The 25093-nt window shown below is 63.1% G+C and carries 25 protein-coding genes; 13 read left to right on the top strand and 12 right to left on the bottom strand.

Annotated elements, in window-relative coordinates; all coding sequences use genetic code 11:
* Position 1 precedes the first annotated feature (1 nt).
* A complete protein-coding gene (locus LDZ28_RS23555) occupies positions 2–1093 on the bottom strand; it encodes a toxic anion resistance protein (RefSeq protein ID WP_244829791.1) in 1092 nt (363 codons plus the stop codon).
* 279 nt (positions 1094–1372) lie between these two features.
* On the opposite strand from LDZ28_RS23555, the gene LDZ28_RS23550 reads away from it, so the two are divergent.
* Genes LDZ28_RS23550 through LDZ28_RS23520 form a run of 7 tightly spaced genes read left to right on the top strand, consistent with a single transcriptional unit; the run spans position 1373 to position 8960 of the window.
* Positions 1373–2686 carry an MFS transporter gene (locus LDZ28_RS23550; protein ID WP_244829790.1) on the top strand — a complete coding sequence of 438 codons (1314 nt, stop codon included), beginning with the start codon at positions 1373–1375 and terminating at the stop codon, positions 2684–2686.
* 10 nt (positions 2687–2696) lie between these two features.
* Complete coding sequence (locus LDZ28_RS23545; protein WP_244829787.1) at positions 2697–3764, top strand: proline racemase family protein; 1068 nt, start codon at positions 2697–2699, stop codon at positions 3762–3764.
* Positions 3761–5014, top strand: coding sequence for an FAD-binding oxidoreductase (locus LDZ28_RS23540; RefSeq protein ID WP_244829785.1), 1254 nt, complete (start codon positions 3761–3763; stop codon positions 5012–5014). Before LDZ28_RS23545 ends, LDZ28_RS23540 begins: the two co-directional genes overlap by 4 nt.
* A gap of 21 nt (positions 5015–5035) precedes the next feature.
* Complete coding sequence (locus tag LDZ28_RS23535; protein ID WP_244829782.1) at positions 5036–5938, top strand: dihydrodipicolinate synthase family protein; 903 nt, start codon at positions 5036–5038, stop codon at positions 5936–5938.
* A gap of 13 nt (positions 5939–5951) precedes the next feature.
* Complete coding sequence (locus tag LDZ28_RS23530) at positions 5952–6950, top strand: 4-hydroxyproline epimerase (protein ID WP_244829781.1); 999 nt, start codon at positions 5952–5954, stop codon at positions 6948–6950.
* 16 nt (positions 6951–6966) lie between these two features.
* Positions 6967–8202: an amidohydrolase family protein gene (locus tag LDZ28_RS23525; protein WP_244829780.1), complete on the top strand. Its 1236-nt coding sequence runs from the start codon at positions 6967–6969 to the stop codon at positions 8200–8202.
* 59 nt (positions 8203–8261) lie between these two features.
* Complete coding sequence (locus tag LDZ28_RS23520) at positions 8262–8960, top strand: GntR family transcriptional regulator (protein WP_244831019.1); 699 nt, start codon at positions 8262–8264, stop codon at positions 8958–8960.
* On the opposite strand, the gene LDZ28_RS23515 is transcribed toward LDZ28_RS23520, so the two are convergent.
* A complete protein-coding gene (locus tag LDZ28_RS23515; RefSeq protein ID WP_244829779.1) occupies positions 8947–9399 on the bottom strand; it encodes an aconitase X swivel domain-containing protein in 453 nt (150 codons plus the stop codon). The two genes, LDZ28_RS23520 and LDZ28_RS23515, sit on opposite strands and share 14 nt — an antisense overlap.
* Positions 9386–10639 carry an aconitase X catalytic domain-containing protein gene (locus tag LDZ28_RS23510; RefSeq protein ID WP_244829778.1) on the bottom strand — a complete coding sequence of 418 codons (1254 nt, stop codon included), beginning with the start codon at positions 10637–10639 and terminating at the stop codon, positions 9386–9388. Before LDZ28_RS23510 ends, LDZ28_RS23515 begins: the two co-directional genes overlap by 14 nt.
* Positions 10640–10890: 251 nt before the next feature.
* Here LDZ28_RS23510 and LDZ28_RS23505 point away from each other — a divergent pair, with 251 nt between their 5' ends.
* The 3 genes from LDZ28_RS23505 to fae all read left to right on the top strand — a co-directional run bounded on the left by LDZ28_RS23505 (position 10891) and on the right by fae (position 13126).
* Complete coding sequence (locus LDZ28_RS23505; RefSeq protein WP_244829776.1) at positions 10891–12006, top strand: porin; 1116 nt, start codon at positions 10891–10893, stop codon at positions 12004–12006.
* Positions 12007–12037: 31 nt separating this feature from the next.
* On the top strand, positions 12038–12418 hold the full coding sequence (locus LDZ28_RS23500; RefSeq protein ID WP_244829774.1) for a BON domain-containing protein: 381 nt from the start codon (positions 12038–12040) through the stop codon (positions 12416–12418).
* 174 nt (positions 12419–12592) lie between these two features.
* Entirely contained in the window at positions 12593–13126 is a 534-nt protein-coding gene (gene fae / locus LDZ28_RS23495) for a formaldehyde-activating enzyme (protein WP_244829773.1), read from the top strand.
* Positions 13127–13130: 4 nt separating this feature from the next.
* On the opposite strand, the gene LDZ28_RS23490 is transcribed toward fae, so the two are convergent.
* On the bottom strand, positions 13131–13649 hold the full coding sequence (locus tag LDZ28_RS23490; RefSeq protein WP_244829770.1) for a transcriptional regulator: 519 nt from the start codon (positions 13647–13649) through the stop codon (positions 13131–13133).
* Positions 13646–14056, bottom strand: a complete 411-nt coding sequence (locus tag LDZ28_RS32730) for a DUF6516 family protein (RefSeq protein ID WP_255784655.1) — start codon at positions 14054–14056, stop codon at positions 13646–13648. The genes LDZ28_RS23490 and LDZ28_RS32730 overlap by 4 nt, the downstream gene beginning before the upstream one ends.
* A gap of 306 nt (positions 14057–14362) precedes the next feature.
* On the opposite strand from LDZ28_RS32730, the gene katG reads away from it, so the two are divergent.
* Positions 14363–16624, top strand: coding sequence for a catalase/peroxidase HPI (gene katG, locus LDZ28_RS23480; protein WP_244829768.1), 2262 nt, complete (start codon positions 14363–14365; stop codon positions 16622–16624).
* Positions 16625–16682: 58 nt separating this feature from the next.
* Here katG and LDZ28_RS23475 read toward each other — a convergent pair whose 3' ends face one another.
* From LDZ28_RS23475 to LDZ28_RS23465, 3 genes are all read right to left on the bottom strand, one after another.
* Positions 16683–17231, bottom strand: coding sequence for a DUF4142 domain-containing protein (locus tag LDZ28_RS23475; RefSeq protein WP_244829766.1), 549 nt, complete (start codon positions 17229–17231; stop codon positions 16683–16685).
* A gap of 275 nt (positions 17232–17506) precedes the next feature.
* Positions 17507–18340 (bottom strand): class I SAM-dependent methyltransferase, encoded by an 834-nt coding sequence (locus LDZ28_RS23470; protein ID WP_244829764.1) that lies wholly within the window; start codon positions 18338–18340, stop codon positions 17507–17509.
* A gap of 115 nt (positions 18341–18455) precedes the next feature.
* Positions 18456–18890, bottom strand: coding sequence for a GFA family protein (locus LDZ28_RS23465; RefSeq protein WP_244829762.1), 435 nt, complete (start codon positions 18888–18890; stop codon positions 18456–18458).
* Between the two features lie 162 nt (positions 18891–19052).
* Here LDZ28_RS23465 and LDZ28_RS23460 point away from each other — a divergent pair, with 162 nt between their 5' ends.
* Complete coding sequence (locus LDZ28_RS23460) at positions 19053–20120, top strand: AraC family transcriptional regulator (RefSeq protein ID WP_244831017.1); 1068 nt, start codon at positions 19053–19055, stop codon at positions 20118–20120.
* 95 nt (positions 20121–20215) lie between these two features.
* Positions 20216–21040, top strand: coding sequence for an oxaloacetate decarboxylase (locus LDZ28_RS23455; protein WP_244829760.1), 825 nt, complete (start codon positions 20216–20218; stop codon positions 21038–21040).
* 31 nt (positions 21041–21071) lie between these two features.
* Here the strand turns inward: LDZ28_RS23455 and LDZ28_RS23450 are convergent, their stop codons facing one another.
* The 4 genes from LDZ28_RS23450 to LDZ28_RS23435 all read right to left on the bottom strand — a co-directional run bounded on the left by LDZ28_RS23450 (position 21072) and on the right by LDZ28_RS23435 (position 25040).
* The gene (locus LDZ28_RS23450; RefSeq protein WP_244829758.1) at positions 21072–21950 is read right to left on the bottom strand and encodes an oxaloacetate decarboxylase; all 879 of its coding nucleotides are present in this window, start codon (positions 21948–21950) and stop codon (positions 21072–21074) included.
* 34 nt (positions 21951–21984) lie between these two features.
* Positions 21985–23376, bottom strand: coding sequence for an MFS transporter (locus tag LDZ28_RS23445; RefSeq protein ID WP_244830995.1), 1392 nt, complete (start codon positions 23374–23376; stop codon positions 21985–21987).
* A gap of 63 nt (positions 23377–23439) precedes the next feature.
* Positions 23440–24144 carry a GntR family transcriptional regulator gene (locus LDZ28_RS23440; RefSeq protein ID WP_244830994.1) on the bottom strand — a complete coding sequence of 235 codons (705 nt, stop codon included), beginning with the start codon at positions 24142–24144 and terminating at the stop codon, positions 23440–23442.
* A 113-nt stretch (positions 24145–24257) separates the two neighbouring features.
* Positions 24258–25040: an IclR family transcriptional regulator gene (locus LDZ28_RS23435; RefSeq protein ID WP_244830993.1), complete on the bottom strand. Its 783-nt coding sequence runs from the start codon at positions 25038–25040 to the stop codon at positions 24258–24260.
* Between the last annotated feature and the right edge of the window lie 53 nt (positions 25041–25093).

The following is a 25093-nucleotide window of genomic DNA, read 5'->3' as shown; positions in this document are numbered from 1 at the left end:
TTTAGTGGTTACGGTCGTTGAACCGGGCGATGAGATCCTGCTCGAGCTTGCGCAGCCGCGGTTCGTCGGCTTTGCGTTTGCGTTGGCCTTCGTCGATGATCTTTGCCATTTCATCGAGCGCGGCGAACAACTTCTGCTGCGTGTATTCGAAGGTTTCGGTCGCGATGACGGGACGCTCCGCCAGTCTCGTCACCGCGCCGGCGTTGGCATGCAGTTGGTCGGCCTGCGCGCGTAGCGCCATGTCGGCGGCATCGAACGTGGCGTTGGCTAGGTCGGCCGCCTTCTTCGAACTCAGTTGCTTGATGTAGAGCGAGAACGCGTTGGTCCACGCGGGAATCAACACGGTTTTCGCCGTGCCGAACTTGGAGATGAGCGTTCGCTTGTGATCCTGCTCCATGCGGATCTGCGGCGCGAGTTGTTCGGCCATCAGCATGGCGCGGCTCAAGTCGTCGATTTTTTGCGCCAGTGCGTTTGCGCGGCGACGCGTGTCCATCATGCGTTGCGCGGCGAACGCGTCGCCGGCTTGAGGCTCTTGCGCAAGCGCCACGCGGTACGACTCGAGCGAAGCCTCGCCATGCGCCTTGGCCGCTTCGAACTGGCGGAACGTTTCGTAGTTGTCCGCGTACATCTGATCCAGTTCCGCGATATCGCGGTTCTGCCGGCTCGCCGTGGCCTCCAGTTCGACGACGAGCGTACCGATGCGCTTCTCCACTGAATCGAACTGGGCGAGCAACTGTTCCCGGGTCGATCTGAACATCGACACTAGTTTCCCGGCCAGGCCGCGTTTTTGGATGGAAGCAGGGTCGAGGCCCTTGGCGGTCACGATCAGGTTGTTGAGCAACTCGCCAAAGTGGTCGGCGTCGGAGGCACGCGCCTCGGACAGAAGACGCTGCGAAAGGCTGGCGACGCGCTCGCCAGCCGTGGCGCCAAGCTGGTCGATCTGATCGTCCGTGAGTAGTTCGGCCGAGGCTTCGCGAACCGTCTTGGCCGCGTCACGCAGGACCGGCGCCGATGACGGCGATGCATCGCCGCGCGTGTCGTCTGTCGCGAGGTGAAAAGGCTTCGCGTTGCCATCCCCAAAAATGGGTTTCATTTTTCTCTATCTCGTTATTCTAAGTAATGCCAAGCTATGGTTTGTCGATGAACGCCCCCGACAACCCCGGGCATTGGACGCGCGAAGTAAAGGTTCCGCAAGCCGCAACAACACTTTGAATCAGATATGCCTGAGGAATGGGCGAGCGCGCTGGCGTTAAAGGATCGATCGTTCTTTTATATTGGATCCAAAATCCTTGATTCAGAAAATTTTCTGGTTCAGAATGCCCCTCAAGCCGCATCCCGTTTCGCCTTCGAACCGACAGCCCCGGGAGCCACCATGACCGACCAAGCGCAGACCGTCGCCGGCGCATACGCCACCAGCGACACCGCCCGAGCACCATCCAGAACGCAAACCAGTCGCGCCGTCACCGCCGCTGTCGTCGGCAACGTGCTCGAATGGTTCGACTTCGGGACATACGCGTTTCTCGCCACCGTCATCGCCAAGGTCATGTTTCCGGCCGGCGACGAGTTCGCCGCCATGCTCGGCACCTTCGGCGCGTTTGGTCTCGGCTTCGCGGCGCGTCCGCTCGGCGCGATCATCTTCGGATGGCTCGGCGACAAAAAAGGCCGTAAGTGGACGCTCACCTTCGTCATGCCGCTCATGGCCGCCGCCACGCTCTTCATGGCGCTGATCCCTTCGTATGCGTCGATCGGCATCTACGCGCCGATCCTGCTCATCGCCGCGCGCATGCTGCAAGGCCTTTCGGTCGGCGGCGAGCTTGGTAACGCGGTTGCGTTTCTGGTCGAATGGGCGCCGCAAAACCGCCGCGGCTTCTACGGCAGCTTCCAGCAATGCAGCACGCTAGGCGGTACGCTGCTCGGCTCCGGCGCGGCCGCGTTGATGACCTCGACGCTGTCCTCGCAAGCCATGCTCGACTGGGGCTGGCGCGTGCCGTTCATCATCGGCGCGGTGGTGATCGGGCCGATCGGCTGGATCATCCGCAAACGCAGCGAAGAGACGCCCGCCTTCGCGCAGGCAAGCGATGTCGCGCCGCCGCCGCATCGCGCGCCCGCGCTGCTCGGCTTGCAGGCTTGCGGGCTCGTGATCGTTTGGACGGTCTCGCTCTACACGTTGCTCAACTATCTGCCGTCGTTCACGCAGAAATACGCGGGCATGAGTTCGTCGGCGGCGCTTTGGCTCAATACGGCGGGGCTCTTTGTGATGACGGCATCCATTCCGTTCTGGGGCGCGTTGTCGGACCGCGTCGGACGCAAACCGATCTACGCTATCGGCTGCGTCGCGTTCCTGATCCTGCCTTATCCTATTTTTCACTTGATGCTCGAATACAAGTCCGCGCTGGTCGTCGGTCTCGTGCAGGTGCTGGGCGGCGTGCTGATCGGCATCTTCTCGGGCGTCGGCCCCGCCGTGCTCTCCGAACTCTTTCCGACGAAGATCCGCACGACATGGATGTCGATCGGCTACGGCATCGCCAATGCGGTGTTCGGCGGCTTCGCGCCGGTCATTTCGATCTCGCTCATCAAGGCCACCGGTTCGCCTGTCTCGCCTGCGTACTTCGTGATGCTCGCGGCGCTGCTCTCGACGATCACGGTCGCGACGATCCGGGAAACGGCGCATCAACCGTTGCAATGAGGACTTTCGCATGCGCTGGAGCAGAACTCTCACGGTAGTCAATTGCCACGCCGAAGGCGAAGTGGGCAACGTGGTGACGGGCGGCGTCTTCGACGTGCCCGGCGCCACCATGTTCGACAAGATGATGCATCTCGAAGAAGTGCGCGACGACCTGCGCCGCATCTGCATTTTCGAGCCGCGCGGTTCGGCCAACCAGAGCGTGAACTTTCTATTGCCGCCGACCGATCCGCGCGCGCAGATGGGCTACGTGATCGCGGAATCGACCGAATATCCGGCGATGTCCGGTTCCAACACGATCTGCGTGGCCACCGTGCTGCTCGAAACCGGCATCCTGCCGATGACCGAGCCCGTCACCGAACTCGTGCTCGAAGCGCCCGCCGGTCTCATTCACGTGCGCTGCCGCTGCGAAAACGGCAAGGTGACGCAAGTCGAGTTCACCAATCAACCGGCCTTCGCGAACCATCTGGACAAGACGATCGAGGTCGAAGGCGTCGGCACGCTGACAGTCGATGTCGGCTACGGCGGCATGACCTATGTCATCGTCGATGCGCAAAAGCTCGGCTTTGCCATCACGCCCGACGAAGCGCGCCAACTATGCGAGCTCGGGCAAACGATCAAGGCCGCCGCGGCCGAGCAATTGCCATCGCCGCATCCGCTGAACCCGAACATCAAGGGCATCACGCAGACCGAATTCGTCATGCCCTTGCGGCGCGAAAACGGCGTCCTGACCTCGCGCAATACCGTGATCGTCTCTCCCGGACGCTGCGACCGCTCGCCATGCGGCACCGGCACATCGGCGCGGCTCGCGGTGATGCACGCGAAAGGGCTGATCGAAGCGGGCGAGCGCTTCGTGCATGAATCGATCATCGGCTCGCGCTTCGAAAGCCGTATCGATTCGCTGACGCAACTCGGCGATGTGCCCGCAGTCGTGCCCGTGGTCGCGGGACAGGCGTGGATCAGCGCGATATCGCAAGTGGGCGTGGATCCGACCGACCGCTATCAGACGGGCTTCACGTTGTCGGACACGTGGCTCGAAGCCGTCGACGACAAGCTCATCAAATCGCGCGCGAAGCCATGAGCCAGCCGCGGCAGGAAATAGCGGATGTAATCGTGGTCGGCGCGGGCGTCGTTGGTTTGTCGTGCGCGTGGGCGCTGCTCTGCGAAGGCGCGAGCGTGACGTTGATCGATCGCGACTTCGAAGGCGACCGCACGTCGCACGGCAACGCGGGCGGTATCGCCGTGTCGGAGAACACGCCGATTGCCGTGCACGGCATGTTCACGCAAGCGGCCAAGTGGCTAATGGACCCGCTCGGGCCCCTCGCGCTCGACTGGAAACACGTGCCAAGCGCGCTGCCGTGGTTCATGGCGTTTCGGCGCGCGGCGGAACCCGCGCGGTTCGACGCCATCTCGCGTGCGCTTTCGCGGCTCAACAATCGCGTGTACGAAGACATCTTGCCGATGTTCGACGATATCGGCGCCACCGCGATGCTGTATCGACGCGGCGCGCTTACCGTCTATGAGACCGATGCGGCCTTCGCCGCCGATCAGCCCGAATGGGCGCTCAAGCGCGAACTCGGCGTGCGCTGGCATACGCTGAATCAGGATGAAGTACGCGCCGCCGAGCCAGCGCTTGCGCCGGTGTTCCGGCATGGCGTGTTTCTCGACGACTGGTCGCATATCGGCGATCCGCGCCGGCTCGTCACTTTGCTGCGCGAACGCGTGATGGCGTTGGGGGCGCGCTTCGTGACCGGCGTCGCGCGCGCGCTCGAACCCGCCGATGGCGTTCTGCTCGACGACGGCGCCCGCGTCTTCGGCCGCCGCATCGTCGTGGCGGCGGGCGCGTGGTCGGCGACGCTTGCGAAGTCTGTCGGCGACCGCGTGTTGCTCGACAGCGAACGCGGCTATAACGCGACGCTGCCCAGGCACGGCATTGCGTTGTCGCGCGAAGTGATCTTCGCGGAACGCAAGTTCGTCGCGACGCCGCTGGATATCGGTTTGCGCATCGGCGGGGCGGCGGAATTCGCGGGGCTCGCCGCGCCGCCGAACTATCGGCGCAGCGAGGCGTTGCTCGCGCTCGGCCGGCGCTTTCTGCCCGACATCGACGAAACGGACGCGGTCAACTGGATGGGGCATCGCCCGTCCACGCCGGATTCGCTGCCGGTAATCGGCGTATCGCCACGCGCGCCGTCCGTGGTCTATGCGTTCGGACACGGCCATCTCGGTCTGACGCAATCGGCGACCACGGCCGCGCTCGTCGCCGATGTGCTCGGCGAGCGCATGCCGCGCGTGCCCCTCGAACCTTATTCCATCGCACGTTTTCAGCACTGACCAAACGACAGGAGAGAAGAGATGCAAGTCAACTGGCAAGGCGTTTTCCCCGCGGTCACGACCAAACTCACCGCTACCGGCGCGCTCGATCAGGAGGCCATCGTGAGCGGGCTGAATCGTCTGCTCGACAACGGCGTGGGCGGCGTCGTGATGATGGGCATGGTCGGCGAGAACGCGCAACTCACGCCCGAGGAAAAGCGCACGGTGCTCAAGCTCGCGGTCGAAACGGTGAACGGCCGCGTGCCCGTGATCTCCGGTCTCGCCGAACTGAACACGGCCAACGCCATGCAGTTCGCAAAGGATGCGGAAGCCATCGGCGTGCAAGGGCTGATGGTGTTTCCGGGCCTCACTTATCGCTCGGACGATAGAGAAACCGTCGAATACTATCGGTCGATTGCGCGCTCGACGAAGCTCGGCCTCATGATCTACAACAATCCGCGCGGTTATGGCGTGGACATGCGGCCCGACTTGCTCGAACAACTGAAGGACGAAGCCAACGTCGTCGCGATCAAGGAAGAAACCTACGATACGACACGCGTCACCGATCTCTATGCGCGCTTCGGCGACCGCTTCACCGTGTTCTGCGGCGTGGACGATCTCGTGCTGGAATCGGTCGCGCTCGGCGTCAAGGGCTGGGTATCGGGCATGGCCAACGCGGTGCCGCGCGAATCCGTCGAACTGCTCAAGCTCGCCGTGAATGGCGAATACGACAAGGCGCGTGCGCTGTATCGGGCATTGATCGACCTGTTCCATCTGGACACGCACGTGAAGCTCGTGCAATACATCAAGCTCGCCGAAAACATCACGGCGGGTTATCCGGAATACGTGAAGGCGCCGCGTCTCGTGCTCGAAGGCGAGGAGCGGCAGCGCACCATCGCGATCGTCGAGAAGGCGCTCGCCAACGTGCGTGCGCTCGCTCAATGAACGGAGCACTAATGTGAAGTCCACGTTCTTCTGTATCGACGGTCATACGTGCGGCAACCCCGTGCGCGTCGTCGCGGGCGGCGCGCCGCCGCTTGCCGGCGCGAACATGATCGAGCGGCGCGCGCATTTTCTGCGCGAGTTCGACTGGATTCGCACCGCGCTCATGTTCGAGCCGCGCGGCCACGAAGTCATGTCCGGCAGCATTCTCTATCCGCCGACGCGCGACGACTGCGATCTCGCCATTCTCTTCATCGAAGTCAGCGGCTGTCTGCCGATGTGCGGACACGGCACCATCGGCACGGTGACGACGGCGATCGAAAACGGTCTCGTGCGGCCGCGCGAGCCGGGCGTCTTGCGGCTCGATACGCCAGCGGGCGTGGTCATCGCGCGTTATCGCGTCAACGGCGAACACGTGGATTCGGTGCAACTCGTCAACGTGCCTTCGTATCTGCATTCGCAGGACCTTTCCGTCGAAGTGGAAGGCTTAGGCGAGATTCGTTTCGATGTTGCTTATGGCGGCAATTTTTATGCGATCGTCGAGCCGCAGCGCAACTTCGGAGGTCTGCACGCGCTCAAGCCATCGGACATTCAGCGCCTGAGCCCGCTGCTGCGGCAGAAGGCCAACGAGAAGTACAGCTTCGTGCACCCGGAAAGCGAGCAGATTCGCGGCCTCAGCCACGTCATGTGGACCGGTGCGCCGACAGTCGAAGGCGCGAGCGCGCGCAACGCGGTGTTCTACGGCGACAAGGCCATCGACCGTTCGCCGTGCGGCACCGGAACCTCGGCACGCATGGCGCAACTCGTCGCGAAAGGGCGCTTGAAGATAGGCGAGCGTTTCGTGCATGAAAGCATCATCGGGACGCTGTTCGAAGGCGTGCCGGTATCGGCCGCGCGAGTCGGCGAGTACGACGCGATCGTGCCGACCATCGAAGGCTGGGCGCGCATCACGGGCCACAACACTCTCTTCGTCGATGACCGCGATCCCCTGGCCCACGGATTCCTGCTGAAGTGAAAAGGAGCATAACGTCATGCTGATTCTGAAGAACGCACGCGTGCTGGACGCCGAGCACGAACGCGACGACGGCCGCTATTCCGTCGTGATCGATGGCGACACCATCCGCGAAGTCACGCGCGAGCCGGTAGAGGCGAGCGGCGCGCAAGTGATCGATGTCGGCGGCAAGACGGTGATGCCCGGCCTGATCGATTGCCATGTGCATGTCATTGCATCGGTGGCGCATCTCGGCAACAACAGCCGTTTGCCGAACACGTTCGCCGTACTGCGCGCCGTGCCCATTCTCGCGGGCATGTTGAATCGCGGCTTCACCTCCGTGCGCGACGCGGGCGGCGCGGATTACGCGTTGTCGCGCGCAATCGAGGAAGACGTGATCGCGGGACCGCGCTTGTTCGTCGCGGGCAAGGCGCTGTCGCAAACCGGCGGTCATGGAGACTTCCGCGAGCGTTTCGACAACTCCGACCCGGACCCGTGCGGTTGCAGCCGCAACATGGGCGCGATCGGCCGCGTGGTCGATGGCGTCGATGCCATGCGCAAGGCCGTGCGCGAAGAGATGCGCGCCGGGGCGCATCACATCAAGATCATGGCGTCGGGTGGCGTGGCATCGCCGACGGACCCTATCGGCAATCTGCAATTCTCCGTCGATGAAGTGAAGGCCGCCGTCGAGGAAGCCGCGTCGCATCAGACCTACGTGATGGCGCATGCGTACACGCCGAAAGCCATCGCGCGCGTGGTGAAGCTCGGAGTGCGGACCATCGAGCACGGCAATCTCATCGATGAAGAAGCCGCCGATGTCATGGCCGAACACGGCGCGTTCGCGGTGCCGACGCTCGTCGTCTATGACGCGATGAACCGCGTCGGCGCGCAGATCGGCATTTCGGCCTTGTCGCTCGAAAAGAACGAAGCGGTGCGCGTGCAAGGGTTGAAGGCGCTCGAACTGCTGCACGAGCGCGGCGTGAAAATGGGCCTCGGCACGGATCTATTGGGCGAGATGCATGAGTATCAGAGCGACGAACTGTCGATACGCGCGGATATCGTCGGCTCGTTCGAAGCCATTCGCCAGGCCACTGCCGTGGGCGCGGACATCCTCAACATGCAGGGCAAGCTCGGCGTGATCGCGGCGGGCGCGTACGCGGATTTGCTCGTCGTCGACGGCGATCCGCTCAAGGACATTCGCGTCTTGACGGGGCAAGGGGAGCGCGTCTCCGGCGTGATGAAAAACGGCGCGTGGGTGCGCGAGAACCTACTCTAGGCCGCGTGCTACGATTCCCGCGCCGAATGTCCGCAGCAGAAACCAAGAAGACCCACGCCATGCCATTGGCCGCGCCGAAATCAAGACCCGCCGCCGCGAGCGACGCCACCCGCAAGATCGTGCGCACGACCACGGTCGAACTCGTCACGACCGCTATCCGGCAGCGTATTCTGAGCGGCGATCTCGCGCCCGGAGAAGCGCTGCGGCAGGAAGCGCTCGCGGATGAGCTCGGCGTGAGCCGCGTGCCGATTCGCGAAGCGATCACGCGTCTGACGGGTGAGGGCCTTTTGACCAACGTGCCGCACAAAGGCGCGTACGTGGCGGAGTTGTCGATCGAGGAAGTGCAGGAGACGTTCGAGATTCGCTTGCGTCTGGAGCCGTGGCTGTTTTCGCAAGCCATTCCGCATATCACCGAAGGCGAAATTGCCCGGGCCGAAAATCTCGTCACGGAGATGGACGGCGCGGAATCCGGCATGTGGGGGCAACTCAACTGGCGCTTTCACGAAACGCTCTACGTGCCTGCGCACCGCGATATCACGCTGCAGATGTTGCGCGTGCTGCACGACCGCAGCGACCGCTATTTCCGGTTTCAGGTGAAGCAGGTGCCGATCCGTCAGCAGTCGCACGACGAGCACATGGCGATGGTCGCCGCATGCCGCAAGCGCGATGCGAAACTCGGCGCGAAGCTGCTCGAACAGCATGTGAAGATCGCGGCGCAGCAGATTGTCGCGGTGGTCGAGGCGATCATGGCGCGGTGACGCGAATGCATGCCTCGCGCGTTGGGTCTTCGTGATCCGGTGCGTCGATCTCGAGCATGAATTCGCCTTTGCCTAGCGTGGCGAGCGCGGGTTCATCGACCATGACGACGGGCACGTTCAGCCCGTACAGCTCGTTGGCCGTGATTGCGCCAATGGACAGAATCAGATCGCGCTCGCCAAGCACGATGCCGCACGGCCCCATGCCATTGCGCAAGGCCTCGGCAAGCACGCTGCTGCTCGAACTCGACCCGCGCGCACGCGGCATGACCAGCACGCGCGCGGTGAGACTTTGGCCGCAACCCGCATGCGTCTTGTCGACGATGACGCCGCGTTCTGCGTCGTAGCCGCCCCAGAAACTGAGCGGCGCAAGGGCTATGGAAAGGCCACGCGCCTGGCCCGGAACGAGCACGGTGGCGCTCAAGGAATCAGTTGGCTTCATCGATACACACCTTTCCTTCGAACGCCGAGCGTACGCATTCGTTCATGCTGCCAAAGGCCACCGTCACGCCGATATTCGCGGGCGCGTAATGCGCCCACTTGCCCGAATTGGTCATGACGAGACCGGTGATCTGCTTCATTACCGGCGTGATGTACGTGCAGGTGTCCACGACGATCTGCACGCCACGCGCGGCCAGCCGCTCCGCCATGCCGTCGTCTTCCAGTTGCCAGAGCACGTAGCGGCTCGTATTCACGTAGAAGTCGCAACGCATGGCGCCTTTGTAGCGATCGAAGAGCGACGAGAGCGCGCGGAACTCATCGACGGAAAAATGCGGCGTGCCGAGGCTCACGGCGGCGAGCGGAGCGCCGGGTCGGGCCTGATTCCAGCGGCGGCGGATGGCGGCGAGATCGGCGGCGCTCACGCGGACGGTCCGTTCGGGCCTGCGGCCTTGCAGCGCGGCATCGAGCGTCGGCGCTTCGGGCGTGATGCCGACCGCATGAAAGAGCGCCACCGAACCGCTGGATGCCGCCGCCGCGCCGAGCGCCTTGAGTTCGTCTTCGCTGGTGTCGCCGGGCAGACCGGTGATGGCCGCGACCGTGGCGCCCGCTTCGCCGCCCAGCAGAAAACCGAGCGTGGCGAAGTCGGCGTCGCGATGTGACGACGCGTTCAAGTCCGGCGCTTCGATCACCACCCGCGCCGCGCGATTCTCCGTGACATGCAAGCCCGCATGCGGCACGCGGCCGGTAATGGCCGCCGCGAGATCCAGAAAGTCGCCGTAACGGCTGGTGCGCGCGCCGAGCACGGAATTGGCGAACACGATGGCATTCGATTCCGCCCACGCGATCTGATCGCCGAGCCGCGGCCGACGCTTCAACTGATACGGCGCGCACGTGAAGCTCGCCTCGCAGCCGAGTTCGAGATGCGCGTTCATCAGGCGCTTCGCCGCGTTGGCCGTTGCCGAATCTCCGCGATACAGCTCCGGGTGAATCAGATCGAGCGAGCCGACATTGAGCGTGGTCGGCACCGCGATTTTCGCGCCGCTCGCGACGAAACGTTCCACGAAGTCGAGACTCGCCGCGCCGTGATACAGACAGCCGTCGATATGCGCGCAGGTGACGTCGATGAGCGCGCTGGCGTTCATGACACGCGCCGTCGCAGCGACGATGCGCATGGCAAGCGCGGGGCCGGCGCCGAAAGCGCCCTGCAGCATGGCGGTGTCGCGGGAGTCGAGGGTGAGCATCGGCGGGGCGTTTTGGTATCGGTTGCAACAGGATAGCGGAATCGCGCGTTGCGCTCAAATCGCGATGCATCTCGATAATAAGACATACTGAATAATCGGGGTTATCCCATCCCCCACCCTGCAAGGGGGGTCGCCTTGCCGCGCGCCGCTGCAACACTGGCTGCGAAGGGCGATGACGTGGCTGCAATGGCGGTCATCGCCCGATCGCGATGTTTCGCCGCGAATCGGCAGGATATAACCAGGAGACATGCATGCGCTTCAGCAGCAAAGGGCTATGCGCCGCCATACTCGGGCTGACAGCAGGAAGCGCGGCCGCGCAGTCCAGCGTCACGTTGTATGGCGTGGCGGACACGTTTTTCCAGTTTCTCGCCAATGGCGGGCAGCAATCGTGGTCGCTCAGAAGCGGCGGCAATAGCGCCTCGCTGCTCGGCTTCAAAGGCAGCGAAGATCTGGGCGGCGGATTGAAGGCGGTATTCACGCTCGAAGGCGGCTTCAACGTCAACAACGGCACGTCGCAGGTGGACTCGTCCGCCATGTTTTATCGACAGGCCTGGGTTGCCCTGACGCACGAAAAGTACGGTTCGCTGCAAGTCGGGCGTCAGTACCAGCCGACCTTCTGGCTGCTCTATCCGTCGGACCCGTTCCGTGCCAACGAAGCGCTCTCGCCGCTCGCCGCCGCCTCGACGACTGTCGATCGCAATACGCTCGCCACGCAAACGGCTGGCGGGCGTTCGAGCAACGCCATCGTCTACAAGACCCAGAACATGGGAGGTGTCGAGCTGCGGGGCATGTACGCGCTCGCGGCGAGTGTCGCGCAGCCGTACCCGCTGACTACCGGCAACATGCTCGACATCGCCGCGAGTTACGCGGGGCACGGCCTCTACGCGGGCGTCGCTTACCAGAATCAGCATCCGGGTTCGAAGACCATGCCGGGCCTGCCCGCCACGCTGCCGACGCTCGGCACGGAGCACTTCACGGGCGCGCTTGCCTATCGCGTCGGGCCGGTGAACTTCCAGTTCAACTACGCCTATCACCGCCCGAAGGATACGCCCGCGGGTTCGCTTGCCGCGCGTCTGAACGCCGGGCATCCATTCAGCACGATGGAAGCAGGCGCGACGATCCAGGCAACGCCCGCCGACACCATCGAGATCGCGGCCATGCAGCGCGTCGCGCGTGGCGTGCACGACAACGCGTGGCTCGTGCAAGCGGGCTTCGATCACAGCATTTCCAAGCGCACGGCGTTCTACGGGCGCGCGGGCTTTCTCAAGAACAACGGCACGTCGACGGCGGGCTGGCCGGGCATCTCGCCGAACGGGCTCAATGCAACGGAAACGCTGGTCGCGGCGGGCATGACGCATCGGTTCTGAGTAAGCGCTGGTTTTCACATGAGAGGTGGTCATGGTTCTGATTCGAATTGGAGTGCGCGCGACGGCAGCGGCGCTCGCATGTGTCGGCATGGCATCGGTGTGTGCGTTCGCGCAGGGCGGCGCCGCGAAATTTGCGTCGCCCGCAAGCGTGACAATGGCTTCGGCGGTAACGGGCGCGGCGGCGTCATCGTCGAAAGCCGCGGACCGCGCGCTCGTGCGGCGAGTGCTCAATGCGCTCGAGAAAGCGAAAGGCTTGCGCGCAAGCGGCATCACCGTGCGAGCGAATAACGGCGCCGTAGTACTGGAAGGATGGGTGCCGGAGACGGCGCAGGTCGACCTGGCGACGCATATCGCGGAAGGCGTGCCGGGCGTGAAGTCCGTGCAGAACACGTTGACGTTGTCGACGTTCTGAGCAGGTCGCGCTTGTCGCGAGATGGACAAAGTGTCACGCTGAGCGGTTACTGTTTTGGTACAGCCAGCGCGTGATCGTCGATCGGTAAAGCGCCTCGGGCTCCGGATCTGTTCTGGCATCGTCCTTGCGTTGGCTGTTCTCCTTCGACCACTTCGAGCCCTGCAAGGAGACACCATGAGTCTGGACCTGACGTTTCGCGCCGGCGAGGCCACCGTTTTTGCCGCCCCCGGACAAGCCACCGATGCAATGCCCGAAATCCTGATCGGCCGCGTGGATGGGCCGGTCGGTCACGCCTTCGCCAACATGATGGCGCAGTCGAAAGGGCATACCGCCATGTTCGCCATCCGCGCGTGCAACCAGTTGGTGCGTCCGGCGACGATCATCGTCCCGAAGGTCACGCTCAAGGACATGGCGAATATCGACCTGTTCGGCGGCGTGGTGCAATCCGCGACGGCGGACGCAGTGGTCGATTGCTTGATCGAAGGCATCTTGCCGAAGGATCAGGCCAACGATCTGTGCATCATCAGCCTCGTGTGGATCGACCCGCGCTGCGCCACCGACGCGAACCTCGACAAGAAAGACATGTATCGCACGAATTACGAAGCGACCAAGCTCGCCATTCAGCGTGCGATGAATAACGAGCCCAGCGTTGAGACGCTCATTGCAAATCGGCACAGCATCAAGCACGACATGGACGACTGGAGTTAGGTGGCTAGCGATTACCCGCCGGTCGTGCGCTTGCGGCGCGCTTGCGTGATACGCGTGGTGCGGGTGATGTGCGTGGCGTACGGGGCGTACTCGGCGTACGTTGAGGCAAGGCCGCGCGATCTTCGACAACAGACGCGGCTGCCGACTCGTGCTCGCTCGCCAACGGCGATAAGTCGGCCGCCTTCAGTTTGAAATTCACGTGCACGGTGTCGTAGGGAAAGATAATCGCGCCGTTCGCATCGTTTTCCATGAGGCCGGCTTGCAAAAGCGCTTGCACATCGCGATGCACGCCCTTCACATCGCGCTCGAGCCGGCGGGCCAGCTCGCGGATGGACATCGGCCCCGCGCCCGTCATCACGCGAATGATGCGCCAGCGCGGCGTGGTGAAGGTGCGAAAGAGGAGCTCGGGCGTGGCGTAGGAGAAGTTGCGGCCGTGGAGGGGTTTGCCATTCTCTACTGCCGCATTGAAGCGCTCGGTGAGTTCTTCGAGTGAAGAAATGCGGATAGTTGCGGTTTTCTTCATCTTGCCCTCCATCTGTTCCAGATTGCTACATCGGCCCAGAAGTCTGCATACAACTGCTGAGGCGTAGAAAATTCGTAGGGCGACTCGACGCCGGCAAAGTGCCGATGATCGCCCTTGCCGCGTTCGTTGTCATAGCGAAGAACGCATGTGCTTGCCGCCACATAAGCGAACCGATATTTATAGAAATGAGTACACCCTTGCACGCGCACGGGAACGTGCCACAAGACGATTTCCGCGAACCCCGATCCCGCGAATTCGAGTCGCTCATCCTCAATCAAAACCGCTTTGGTGTTGGATATTTTGACAACGCCTAAGTGTGTTGTCAAATGGTCCAACGTCGCCGACTTGCTGCCTATTTCCCGAATGGACGACTTGACGTAACGCCAGGGTGTCGGACCGTCGCTCACACTCCACCTGCAAATTCTCGCGAGCCTCGCTATTCTTATAGGGGCGTTCTATCGGCGGCATTGCCACAAATGCATTTCATCTGCCGACGGCTCTCACATATATTGTTGGAAGCCGCCGGCTGTCATCGACACAATGCTTGTGCGACGCACCATGTCAGACGCGTGACGCCAACGAATGATCGGCGGCAACCTGAATCCAAGGTCGGACCCATCGACACAGCCGGCGCTTTCTTCGTCCACACGGGACCACGCGTCGGCGCCATGTAAAACAAGCAAGCAGAGGCAAGTCCCCCAAGGAGGTAACGCATGTCAAACGAATCGAAGTGTCCGTTCAATCACACCGCTGGCGGTGGCACGACGAACCGTGACTGGTGGCCAAAACAGTTGCGCGTGGACCTGCTCAGTCAGCATTCGAACAAGTCCAATCCGCTCGACAGCAACTTCAATTACGCGGAAGCTTTCAAGAGTCTCGATCTCGCGGCAGTCAAGCAAGATCTCGCCGCGCTCATGACCGACTCGCAGGAGTGGTGGCCCGCCGACTTCGGCCACTACGGTCCGCTTTTCATCCGCATGGCATGGCATAGCGCGGGCACGTATCGCACCGGCGATGGACGCGGAGGCGGCGGGCGCGGTCAGCAACGTTTCGCGCCGCTCAATAGCTGGCCGGACAATGTCAGTCTCGACAAGGCACGACGCCTTCTTTGGCCGATCAAGCAGAAATACGGTCAGAAAATCTCGTGGGCTGACCTGCTGATTCTCACCGGCAACGTCGCGCTCGAAACCATGGGCTTCAAGACGCTCGGTTTCGCGGGCGGTCGCGAAGATACGTGGGAGCCGGACCAGGACGTCTACTGGGGCAACGAAAAAACCTGGCTCGGCGGCGATGTCCGCTACGGCAAGGGCGCGGCCGGCAAGGACGACGATGAAGGCGTGATCACCGCCGATGCGCAAATGCACGGCATCGAACAAAGCCGCACGGATGGCGGGCGCGATCTGGAAAATCCGCTTGGCGCGGTGCAGATGGGCCTGATCTACGTCAACCCGGAAGGCCCGGATGGCAACCCCGATCCGCTTGCGGCAGCGCATGATATTCGCGATACCTTCGGCCGCATGGCCATGAACGACGAAGAAACCGTCGCGCTGATCGCGGGTGGCCACACCTTCGGGAAGACGCACGGCGCGGGTCCGTCGGATAACGTGGGCGCGGAGCCGGAAGGCGCGGAACTTGAAACCATGGGCCTCGGCTGGAACAGCACGTTCGGCACGGGCCGTGGCGCGGACACCATCACGAGCGGTCTCGAAGTCACCTGGACCTCGACGCCGACGCAATGGGGCAACGGCTTCTTCGAGAACCTTTTCGGCCACGAATGGGAACTCACCAAGAGCCCGGCGGGCGCGAATCAGTGGATCGCCAAAGATTCGGCAGAGACCATTCCGCACGCGCACGATGCGTCGAAAAAGCTGCGGCCCACCATGCTGACCACGGACTTGTCGCTGCGCTTCGATCCGGCTTACGAGAAGATCTCGCGCCGCTTCAAGGACAACCCGCAAGAGTTCGCCGATGCCTTCGCGCAGGCGTGGTTCAAGCTCACGCACCGCGACATGGGACCGCGTGCGCGCTATCTCGGGCCGGAAGTGCCGCAGGAAGAGTTCGTCTGGCAGGACCCGATTCCCGCGCTCGATCATCCCGTGATCGACGAGCAGGATGTGGCCGCGTTGAAGCAGAAAATCGCGTCGGCAGGGTTATCGGTCGGGGAACTGGTGACGACCGCGTGGGCATCGGCTTCGACGTTCCGTGGCTCGGACAAGCGCGGCGGCGCGAACGGTGCGCGTATTCGTCTCGCGCCGCAAAAAGACTGGGCAGTCAATCAGCCGGCGCAACTGGCGAAGGTGCTGAAGGCGCTCGAAGGCATTCAGGGCGAGTTCAACGGCGCGCAGTCGGGCGGCAAGAAAGTGTCGATTGCCGATCTGATCGTGCTTGCGGGCGGCGTGGCTATCGAGCAGGCCGCGGACAAGGCGGGGCACGAGGTGAGCGTGCCGTTCAAGCCGGGCCGCATGGATGCGTCGCAGGATCAGACGGACCTGGAATCGGTCGGCATGCTCGAACCCGCCGCCGATGGCTTTCGCAACTATCTCAAGCAGAAGTACGGCGTGCCGGCGGAAGCGTTGCTGATCGACAAGGCGCAGTTGCTGAACCTGACCGCGCCTGAAATGACCGCGCTCGTCGGTGGCTTGCGCGTCTTGAACGTGCGCGCCGGGACCGAGACGCACGGCGTGTTCACGGACAAGCCGGAGACGCTGACCAACGACTTCTTCCGCAACTTGCTCGATATGGAAACGGAGTGGACGCCGATCACGGAAGCGCGTGACGCGTTCGAAGGCGCCGATCGCAAGACCGGCGCGGTGAAGTGGACGGGAACGCGCGTCGACCTCATCTTCGGTTCGCATGCGCAACTGCGCGCGCTCGCCGAAGTCTATGCAAGCGAAGACGGCAAGGAGAAGTTCGTGCGCGACTTCGTGGCGGCGTGGACGAAGGTGATGAATGCAGACCGCTTCGACCTGAAGTAATCGCTGCAAAGCGTGTTCGACGAACGCGGTGGCCTTTCCGGGCCGCCGCGTTTTTTTGTCAATGCGAAAAGCCCGGACGATCGAGCGCCAGTTGCAGCCTGTGCGCCTGATCCAGTTGCAGAATGAAGGACGGACGCGAGCGCACGAGCAACGTCTTGAGATCGGCGCTCGCAGTCGAACGGATGAAGCCATCCACGGACTTCACGAGCTGTTGCAGGAAGAAGACTTCGCGGTTCAGATAAGTAAGGTCGAAATCGCGGGCATCGGCGTTGTCGAGGGTTCGCAAGTCATCGCGCGTTTGTCGTGTCAGGTCGTCGCTTACGCCGCTTGGCTGCGCCTCTGCGCCGAGTCTTTGCAACAGCGCCAAGCCTTCCTGATAAACCTGTCCGTGTTCCGAGACCATCCGGCTCGCGAAGCTCTGCACGCTGCGCGATTGCGTCCGGCGCAACGCAAGCTGACCGGTCGCAATCTCGGCCTGATTCGCAACGAGCAGAATGCCGAGCATCTGCGCATCGGACGGACGCGAGGATTGAGCGAACGCGTGAAGCGAAGCGAGCAGCAGCAAGAGCGTGCGCGCAACGGTTCTGATGGTGATCGCCTGTCTCATGGATATCGGGCCCTTTGCGGTATTCGCGCCTCGCAGGGTCGCACCTGACGGAATAACACACGATGACCGCACCTGTTTCGCCGCGCACGCGAGCGCGGCGAAACAGGTCTAAACGCCCAGCCCTAAAGTCGATAACGCGAACCGCCATCCGAAGAAACATACCGACGAGCAGAGCGGCAGCGCCAGAAGCACGTGGCCGTATCGAAGGCCGAACAGGCAGACGGACGACCACAGGCGCGAGCCGCAGTCGAAAAGCCGGCGGCGTTTCGAGCCTTTCACAGCCGCGTCACCACGACTTCGAGATACTCGCTTGGCAGCACGAGCGTCGCGTCGCCCGAACGATTGCGGCTCTCGATCAGCGCCATCATCTCACCTAGAAACGCCGCCTGACGCTCGCCTTCGAGTGCGCCGATAGCCTTGTTCATCGGCCCGTAATACGTGCGGAACACGTCCATGAAATGCGCGGCCGAGCGATACCGAAACGTGAAATCGCGACTCGTCGCGACGATTTCCTGCGCGCTGCCGTCGAACAGCGCGTCGAGCCGCGCCTTCGTGCCCCAGAGCGCAGGCGACATCACGCCGGCTGGCGGCGCAATGTATTTGCCGATCGTCTTGAACACTTGTCCGATGAAACTCTCCGGCGTCCAGTTCGCGAGCCCGATCTTGCCGCCTGGTTTGCACACGCGCGCAAGTTCGCGGGCCGCCTTGGCTTGATCGGGCGTGAACATTACGCCGAACGTGGACATCACGATATCGAACGATGCGTCGGCGTAGGGCAGCGCTTCCGCGTCCGCTTCCTGAAACTGCACGGCGAGCCCTTCAGCCGTGGCGCGGGCGCGGCCTGCATCGAGCAGCGCGGCGACGTAATCGGTCGACGTGACATCGCACCAGCGGCGCGCGGCGGCGAGGGTCGCGTTGCCATTGCCGGCGGCGACGTCGAGCACGCGGCTGCCCGCGCGCAAGTCGAGCGCTTCGCAAAGATTCTCGCCGACGATCTGCAGCGTGGTGCCGACGACGGCGTAGTTGCCGGTCGACCAGGCGGCTTGTTGACGAACCTTGACGGCGGCGAGGTCGGCGGCGGGCGAGAAAGCGGAATCGGCTGCGGTCATGACGAACTCCTGAAAAGGCAAGGGCAGCGATGCGACATGCATGATGTGCTGCTGTTCCGATGGCGCCGCGATATCGCAATCGAGACTGCCCGCGCGGCAACGGGCAATCTAGCGATCATTCGGCCACGCTCACGCCCGAGCCGCCCAATTCGGCTGGAAAGTCCTTCAGTTTGGGCAAGCCGTCTTTCATGCGCAACACCGTTTCGGCGTAATTGACGTGCACACCGGCTTCGTAGGGAAAGTCCGTCAGGTTGGCGGCGAAGACATCGACGAGCCCGAGCCCCGGATGTTCCGTGAAGAGATGACCGCCGCAGTTCCTGCACCATTTGCGATAGCTGTTCTCGGTCTTGTTGTAAGTGCCGATATCATCCGCGCCGCGCGTCACTTCCAATGCCTCGGGCTTCCAGAGCGTGAATGCGTTGAGCGGACTTGCCGACCAGCTTCGGCACGACGCGCAATGGCAATAGCCCATGCCTTCTGGTTTTCCATGTACCGTGAATTGCACTGCACCGCAAAAACATTGACCGCGATACTCCTCTGCCTGACTCATGCCGTCCTCCTGATTTCGTGGATGCGCGTCTCGTCCGACGAACCGTTTCGCGTTCGTTGTTGCAAGGTCGCATGAGTGCTAGTATCAGCACGCGAGCCGGCTTATGGAATGACCACGCGTCCAGATATTTTGCGCAGGACGCCGAAACTGATGGGCGCCTACATGGATGCGCTTTCCGACGTGCTTCGCCTCGTGCGTCTCGGCGGGGCGGTTTATCTAAATGGCGAATTCACAGCACCCTGGTGCGTCTTCGGCCACGCCACGCCCGACTTGTGCGCGACGTTTTTGCCGCGCACCGAGCGCATCGTCTCGTATCACCTCATCACGGAAGGCAGTTGCTGGGCCTCGCTTACAGGCGACCCCGCTTCCGCCATTCACGTGAGCGCGGGTGAATTGCTTGTCGTGCCTCAAGGCGAAGCGCATCTGATGGGCAGTTCGCTCGAACTCACGCCCGCGTCGGCAAGCGCCATGCTCTCGAAGTATCTGGAAACGTCGCCGGGCGAAGTGATGAAGCTGAGTTATGGCGGAGGCGGCGCGCACACGCGTCTGATCTGCGGCTTTCTCGCTTGCGACGATACCCTGACCAATCCCGTGCTCGCGGCACTGCCGCGCTTGTTCAAGGTCGACATGCGCAACGACCCGCAATCGGCGTGGCTCGAAACATCGCTCAAACTCGCGGCTGTCGAGGCCGCCGAATGTCGCGTCGGCAGCGCGATCGTGCTGGCGCGATTGTCGGAACTGCTTTTCGTGGAAGCGGTGCGGCGCTGCATCGACGCATTGCCGGACGATCGCAAAGGCTGGCTCGCGGGCGTGAGCGATCGTTTCGTGGGACGCGCGCTCGCGTTGCTGCACGCGCAGCCGGCACACGGCTGGACCGTCGATGAACTCGCGCGCAAGGCAGGCCTCTCGCGTTCCGCGCTGGCGCAGCGCTTCACGCAACTGCTCGGCCAGCCGCCTATGCAATATCTTGCGCGCTGGCGTCTGCAGATTGCCGCGCAGGAATTGCGCAACGGGACCAGCTCGCTTGCGGCCGTCGCCGAGCAAGTGGGTTATGAATCCGAGGCGGCGTTCAATCGCGCGTTCAAGCGCGAGTTCGGCACGCCGCCCGCGAGTTGGCGACGCAATCTCGGCCTGGCGGATGCGAGCGATTCGCTGGCCGATACGGAAGATGTCGGCGACGCGCTCGCCGTCAGAGCCGCGGGCGGTTCGGCCGAAGGCCAGATCGCGTAGCGGTTGCGCAAGAAGCGAGCGCATTGCTTGGGGCTTGCCCTTGCGCTTCATCCCCAACCGCAAGATCATGGGCGACCAACCAGGGAGACACGCTCATGCCTCGCACCGTCGCCGAAAAACGCTCGGCCTTCCGCGCACTTCATGATTCCGGCTGCTTCGTCTTGCCCAATCCATGGGACATCGGCAGCGCGCGATACCTCGAAACACTGGGCTTCAAGGCTATCGCAACGACGAGTTCCGGCTTCGCCTGGTCCAAGGGTCACGCCGACAACACGGTCGAGCGCGACGCCGTTCTCGCGCATCTGAAAGAACTGGTCGATGCCACCGACCTTCCCGTCAACGCGGACTTCGAAAGCGGCTTTGGCAAGACGCCGCAAGAGATTGCAGCGAGCGTGAAGCTGGCGATAGCGACCGGCGTGGCGGGACTATCGATCGAAGATTCCACCGGCGATGAATCCGCGCCTTTGTTCGCCATCGATGTCGGGGTGGAGCGCATGAAGGCCGCACGCCGCGCCATCGACGAGAACGGCGGCGACACGTTGCTGATTGGCCGCGCCGAGAATTTTTTCGCGGGCAAACCGGACCTCGACGATGCCATCGCGCGTCTGAAGGCCTACGCCGAAGCCGGCGCCGATTGCCTTTACGCGCCCGGCATCAAGACGCGCGAGCAGATTGCGGCGGTGGTTGCGGCCGTCGCGCCGAAGCCCGTCAATCTGCTGATTGGCTCGGCATCTGAGTTCACGCTTGCCGATGTCGCCGCGCTGGGCGTACGGCGCGTGAGCGTCGGCGGCGCGCTGGCACGCGCGGCCTGGGGCGGCGTCATGCGCGCCGCGGAAGGCCTCGTGGAAGGGCGCTTCGACGGCTTCGCGGATGCCGCGCCCGGCGACAAGCTCAACGGCATCTTCAAGCCGCGCGCATGAGGCGCATGACGCGTTCGAGTGCGCGGACGAATCAATCCGCGTGCTCGCGATCGAACGCCCACACTTGCGCGAAGCCCATCAACTCGCACATGTCCGAGAACGGATACATCGCGTCCTTCGCGCCTTCGGTGCTCTTCTTCGCGAGGATCTGGCCGTACACATCCTTGAGAGCCTTCGCGACCGTGAGGAAGCCGGACGCCGGATAAATCGCCAGCGAGAAGCCGAGCTTCTGCAATTCATCGGGCGCGAGTTGCGGCGTGCGTCCGCCTTCGACTACGTTCACGAGCAAGGGCATATCGAAGGCGCGGCCGATCTTTTCCAGCTCCTCCACGCTTTCCGGCGACTCGATGAACAATACATCGGCGCCTGCCTTCGCATAGGCTTCGCCACGGCGCAATGCTTCGTCGAGTCCGAGCGACGTACGCGCATCCGTGCGCGCGATGATCTGAAACCCGTCATCGGTACGGCTCTCGACGGCCACCTTGATCTTGCGCACCATGTCTTCGAGCGGAATCACGCGGCGCCCCGGCGTGTGGCCGCATTTTTTCGGGAATTCCTGATCCTCGAGCTGAATGCCCGCCGCGCCCGCCTGCTCGTAACCGCGCACCGTATGCGCGACGTTCAGCAAGCCGCCGTAGCCGGTGTCGCCATCGCAGATCATCGGCGTGTTCGTGCCGCCGCAAAACGCCGCGACGCGATTCACCATGTCCGTATAGGTCGCGAGTCCCGCATCGGGCAAGCCCAGATAGGACGCGACCGTGCCGAAGCCCGTCATGTAGAGACAATCGAAGCCCATTGAATCGGCCATCTTCGCGGAGATCATGTCGAAGATGCCGGGCGCCGTCACGATTTCCTTCTGCGCGAAACGTGCCTTCAATGCCTGCCGTTTGGCCTGACTGGTGGTGTTCATAGCGTGTCCTTGTGTGAAGTTCGACGTTGCAGAGTCAATGATGCGATTCGCGCGATAACGCCAGCGCGGCGTCGGCGTCCGTATCGAGCGTCGGCGCGATCTCTTCGAGCGAGCGCTTGTTCGTTTCGATGCCGAATACCGCGAGCACGACGGCCATCACCACGCACGCGCCGATGATCATCGACAACACGTCCTTGATGCCGCCCGTCGCGTACATCACGACGACGAGCTGCGGCGCGAAAATGCCGGTGATGCGGCCCGCGCATCCGGCTATGCCATTTGCGCGCATGCGGTTTTCGGTCGCGAAGAGTTCGGGGATATACGTGGCAATGCCGAGCGCGACCATGAGATACGTCAGCGTGAAGAGGATAAAGCCGAGAAGCGTCGCCATCTCGACACTGGTCGAATGGCTGTACAACCAGCCGATGACCGCGGCGAGCGCGGCCACCGCGATCAAACCGTTCTTGCGGCCGATCCTGTCCGCGATCAGCACGCCGACGAGCGCGCCCGCCGGGCCGCCGAGCGACATCAGCGTGGTGTATCCGAGCGACGAAGCCATGCCGATGCCTTGCTTCATCAGGAACGTGGGCACCCACACGATGAAGCCGTAGATCACCATGTTCACCGCGACCTGCACGACAATCGAAACGAACGTGCGGCGAATCAGTGCGCCCGAAAACAGCTCGATGAGCGTGGTTTTCTTGGTGATGGCGCGCGGTAGGTCGGCAATCGGCGGCAAGGGACGCACGCGCGCCGACTCTTCCTCGGCGGCGCGCAGGATCGCTTCGGCTTCGTCGTAACGGCCTTTCGATTCGAGCCAGCGCGGCGACTCGGGCATCTTCTTGCGGATGACCCAGACGATCATCGCGCCCACGCCGACGATAGCGAACATGGCGCGCCAGCCGACGGTCGGAATGATCAAATAGCCGAGGAAGGTCGAAAAGAACAGCGCCGAATTGGTGATGAGCGACAGATACGCCGACCATTTGCCGCGCACGGCGGGCGGCATGAATTCGCCGACCGATCCATAACCGACGACGATCTCCGCGCCAAGTCCCAGGCCCATGAAGAACCGGCAGACGATGAGCCAGGTCATGTTCGGGGCAAACGCGCCCGCAATCGACGCGAGCCCGAAGACCGCGAGATTGAACTGATACGTGAACTTGCGGCCCTTGGCGTCGCCGAGCACGCCCGCGGTGAACGCGCCGAGCAACATGCCGATGAACGTCGACGATAAAAACGCCGCGTTCAGATGCATGGACGACCAGCCGGTCTTCGAGAGCGCGCCGAGTACGCCGCCCGCGAGATAGATATCGAAGGAATCGAGGAACATGCCCGCGCCGATCAGCCAGAGCACGCGCTTGTGGAACCCGGAAATGGGCAGGCGGTCCAGACGCGGACCGGCGTTCACCGTACTTGGCTGCATGTCGTGTCTCCGATGTCTTTCGTGTGCGACGGTTTTTTATCGACGGTGCAAGGGGCAACAACGCTACAGACTGAGATGCTCCCGCTCGTGGCGGTCCAGCACGGCTTTTTCGGCGGCCATGATGTGACAGCGCGTGATGGCTTCCGCCCACGCCGCATTGCGCTGTTCGAGCGCGAGCACGATCTCGAAGTGCTGACGCGCGCTGCGTTCGCGGTCTTCGTCGCTGTAGGCGTCGAAGGTCCATTTAATGAGCGGCGTTTCCTTCATCGACTTGAGCGACCGGTCGAGCCGCGCGTTGTTCGCGGCGGCGGTGACGATGGCGTGGAATTCGCCGTTCGCGGTGAACCATGCCTCGCACGATTCGGCCGTGGACGGACGATGCGTAATGGCGAGCATGGCGTCCGCCAGCGTGCGAAGGCGCTCGATATCGGCAGGCTCGATCTTGAGCGCGGCGCGCCCCGCGAGATACGGTTCAATCAAGAGACGCGACTCGAAAATTTCGCGCGCGTCCTGCAGGGTCCACGCCTTGACGCGCACACCGTAGTTCGGGCGCGTTTCGACCCAGCCTTCGGCGTCGAGTCTTCGCAACGCTTCGCGCACCGGCGTGCGGCTCACGCCCAAACTCTTGGCGAGTTGTTCCTCGCGCAGATATTGGCCCGCGCCATACTCGTTGCCGGCAAGCGCGCGCTTGATGGCGAGGTAGACGTCATCGCCAGGACGAGACATTTCGGGCGTGATTGTATGCAAAGCGGCGCTTATAACAGCCATCGAGGCCCCGTCCGGGAAGTGAACGGGATTCATTGTATGCAATGTTCCGCAAATAAAACGTGGGGATTTCCCGCAGCATCACGCGGCCGAACGCGGCCGAACGCGGCCGAACGTTACCGAACGCGCCCGAAAAGCGGTGACGCGAGACTCGCAGCCGCCAGTTCGCCGGCGGCAGCAAGCAGCGTCGAGCCGAGCGCGGCCATGCGCTTCTCGGTGAGCCGCACGGCCGGCCCGGCGATGCTGATGACGCCGATAGCCGGATAACCACGCCGCTGCACGGGCGCCGCCATGGCCGTCATGCCGGGCGCGAAGACTTCGTAGATGGTCGCGTAGCCGCGCATGCGGGCGGCGTGCACGAATTCGAGCAAACCCGTCACCGTGGTCGGCGCGCGCGGGCCGTATTGCTTCGGCGTGCCGAAGCCTTGCCGCGTCACGAGTTCGAGCGCGCGTTCGTCGCTCATGGTCATCATCCAGGCGTGGCCGGTGGCGCTGCAAGACAAGACCGTGTCCATGCCCATGTCCGGGTCGTAGCGCAGGCCCTTGAGCGCGCCTTGTGACTTCGCGACCCACGTCAGCCGGTCGCCATCGACGATTGCGAGCCGCACCAGTTCGCCCGAGCTTTCCGCGAGCCGGTCGAGCATGCTCTGCGCGATATCGACGATGCCCGACGTTGCCAGATAGCTGAGGCCGAGCCCGACGAGCTTGGTCGTAAGCACGTAGTCGCCGTGTTCGCGCAATTGCCGCACGTAGCCGCACTGCTTGAGATCGACCAGCAGCCGATGGCACGCGCTACGTGGAATTTCGAGTTGATCGGAGATCATCGCGAGCGGCGTGCCTTCCATTTGCGTCGCGAGGAATTCGAGGACGGCAAGCGTTCGTTCGGTGACGCCGGGCATGGGTTTTACCTATCGTTCGAGTCGATGATTCGCGCATGATTGCATATTGCGGG

The organism is Caballeronia sp. TF1N1, from assembly GCF_022878925.1.
Classification (GTDB): Bacteria; Pseudomonadota; Gammaproteobacteria; order Burkholderiales; family Burkholderiaceae; genus Caballeronia.
Note: the sequence above shows the minus strand (reverse complement) of the source record. Positions and strands in the feature narration are given on the sequence as shown.

Bases quoted from the DNA above. Each gene is read 5' to 3' on its own strand.
- LDZ28_RS23555 (WP_244829791.1), bottom strand. From the start codon at position 1,093: ATGAAACCCATTTTTGGGGATGGCAACGCGAAGCCTTTTCACCTCGCG.
- LDZ28_RS23550 (WP_244829790.1), top strand. From the start codon at position 1,373: ATGACCGACCAAGCGCAGACCGTCGCCGGCGCATACGCCACCAGCGAC.
- LDZ28_RS23545 (WP_244829787.1), top strand. From the start codon at position 2,697: ATGCGCTGGAGCAGAACTCTCACGGTAGTCAATTGCCACGCCGAAGGC.
- LDZ28_RS23540 (WP_244829785.1), top strand. From the start codon at position 3,761: ATGAGCCAGCCGCGGCAGGAAATAGCGGATGTAATCGTGGTCGGCGCG.
- LDZ28_RS23535 (WP_244829782.1), top strand. From the start codon at position 5,036: ATGCAAGTCAACTGGCAAGGCGTTTTCCCCGCGGTCACGACCAAACTC.
- LDZ28_RS23525 (WP_244829780.1), top strand. From the start codon at position 6,967: ATGCTGATTCTGAAGAACGCACGCGTGCTGGACGCCGAGCACGAACGC.
- LDZ28_RS23520 (WP_244831019.1), top strand. From the start codon at position 8,262: ATGCCATTGGCCGCGCCGAAATCAAGACCCGCCGCCGCGAGCGACGCC.
- LDZ28_RS23515 (WP_244829779.1), bottom strand. From the start codon at position 9,399: ATGAAGCCAACTGATTCCTTGAGCGCCACCGTGCTCGTTCCGGGCCAG.
- LDZ28_RS23510 (WP_244829778.1), bottom strand. From the start codon at position 10,639: ATGCTCACCCTCGACTCCCGCGACACCGCCATGCTGCAGGGCGCTTTC.
- LDZ28_RS23505 (WP_244829776.1), top strand. From the start codon at position 10,891: ATGCGCTTCAGCAGCAAAGGGCTATGCGCCGCCATACTCGGGCTGACA.
- LDZ28_RS23500 (WP_244829774.1), top strand. From the start codon at position 12,038: ATGGTTCTGATTCGAATTGGAGTGCGCGCGACGGCAGCGGCGCTCGCA.
- fae (WP_244829773.1), top strand. From the start codon at position 12,593: ATGAGTCTGGACCTGACGTTTCGCGCCGGCGAGGCCACCGTTTTTGCC.
- LDZ28_RS23490 (WP_244829770.1), bottom strand. From the start codon at position 13,649: ATGAAGAAAACCGCAACTATCCGCATTTCTTCACTCGAAGAACTCACC.
- katG (WP_244829768.1), top strand. From the start codon at position 14,363: ATGTCAAACGAATCGAAGTGTCCGTTCAATCACACCGCTGGCGGTGGC.
- LDZ28_RS23475 (WP_244829766.1), bottom strand. From the start codon at position 17,231: ATGAGACAGGCGATCACCATCAGAACCGTTGCGCGCACGCTCTTGCTG.
- LDZ28_RS23470 (WP_244829764.1), bottom strand. From the start codon at position 18,340: ATGACCGCAGCCGATTCCGCTTTCTCGCCCGCCGCCGACCTCGCCGCC.
- LDZ28_RS23465 (WP_244829762.1), bottom strand. From the start codon at position 18,890: ATGAGTCAGGCAGAGGAGTATCGCGGTCAATGTTTTTGCGGTGCAGTG.
- LDZ28_RS23460 (WP_244831017.1), top strand. From the start codon at position 19,053: ATGGATGCGCTTTCCGACGTGCTTCGCCTCGTGCGTCTCGGCGGGGCG.
- LDZ28_RS23455 (WP_244829760.1), top strand. From the start codon at position 20,216: ATGCCTCGCACCGTCGCCGAAAAACGCTCGGCCTTCCGCGCACTTCAT.
- LDZ28_RS23450 (WP_244829758.1), bottom strand. From the start codon at position 21,950: ATGAACACCACCAGTCAGGCCAAACGGCAGGCATTGAAGGCACGTTTC.
- LDZ28_RS23445 (WP_244830995.1), bottom strand. From the start codon at position 23,376: ATGCAGCCAAGTACGGTGAACGCCGGTCCGCGTCTGGACCGCCTGCCC.
- LDZ28_RS23440 (WP_244830994.1), bottom strand. From the start codon at position 24,144: ATGGCTGTTATAAGCGCCGCTTTGCATACAATCACGCCCGAAATGTCT.
- LDZ28_RS23435 (WP_244830993.1), bottom strand. From the start codon at position 25,040: ATGCCCGGCGTCACCGAACGAACGCTTGCCGTCCTCGAATTCCTCGCG.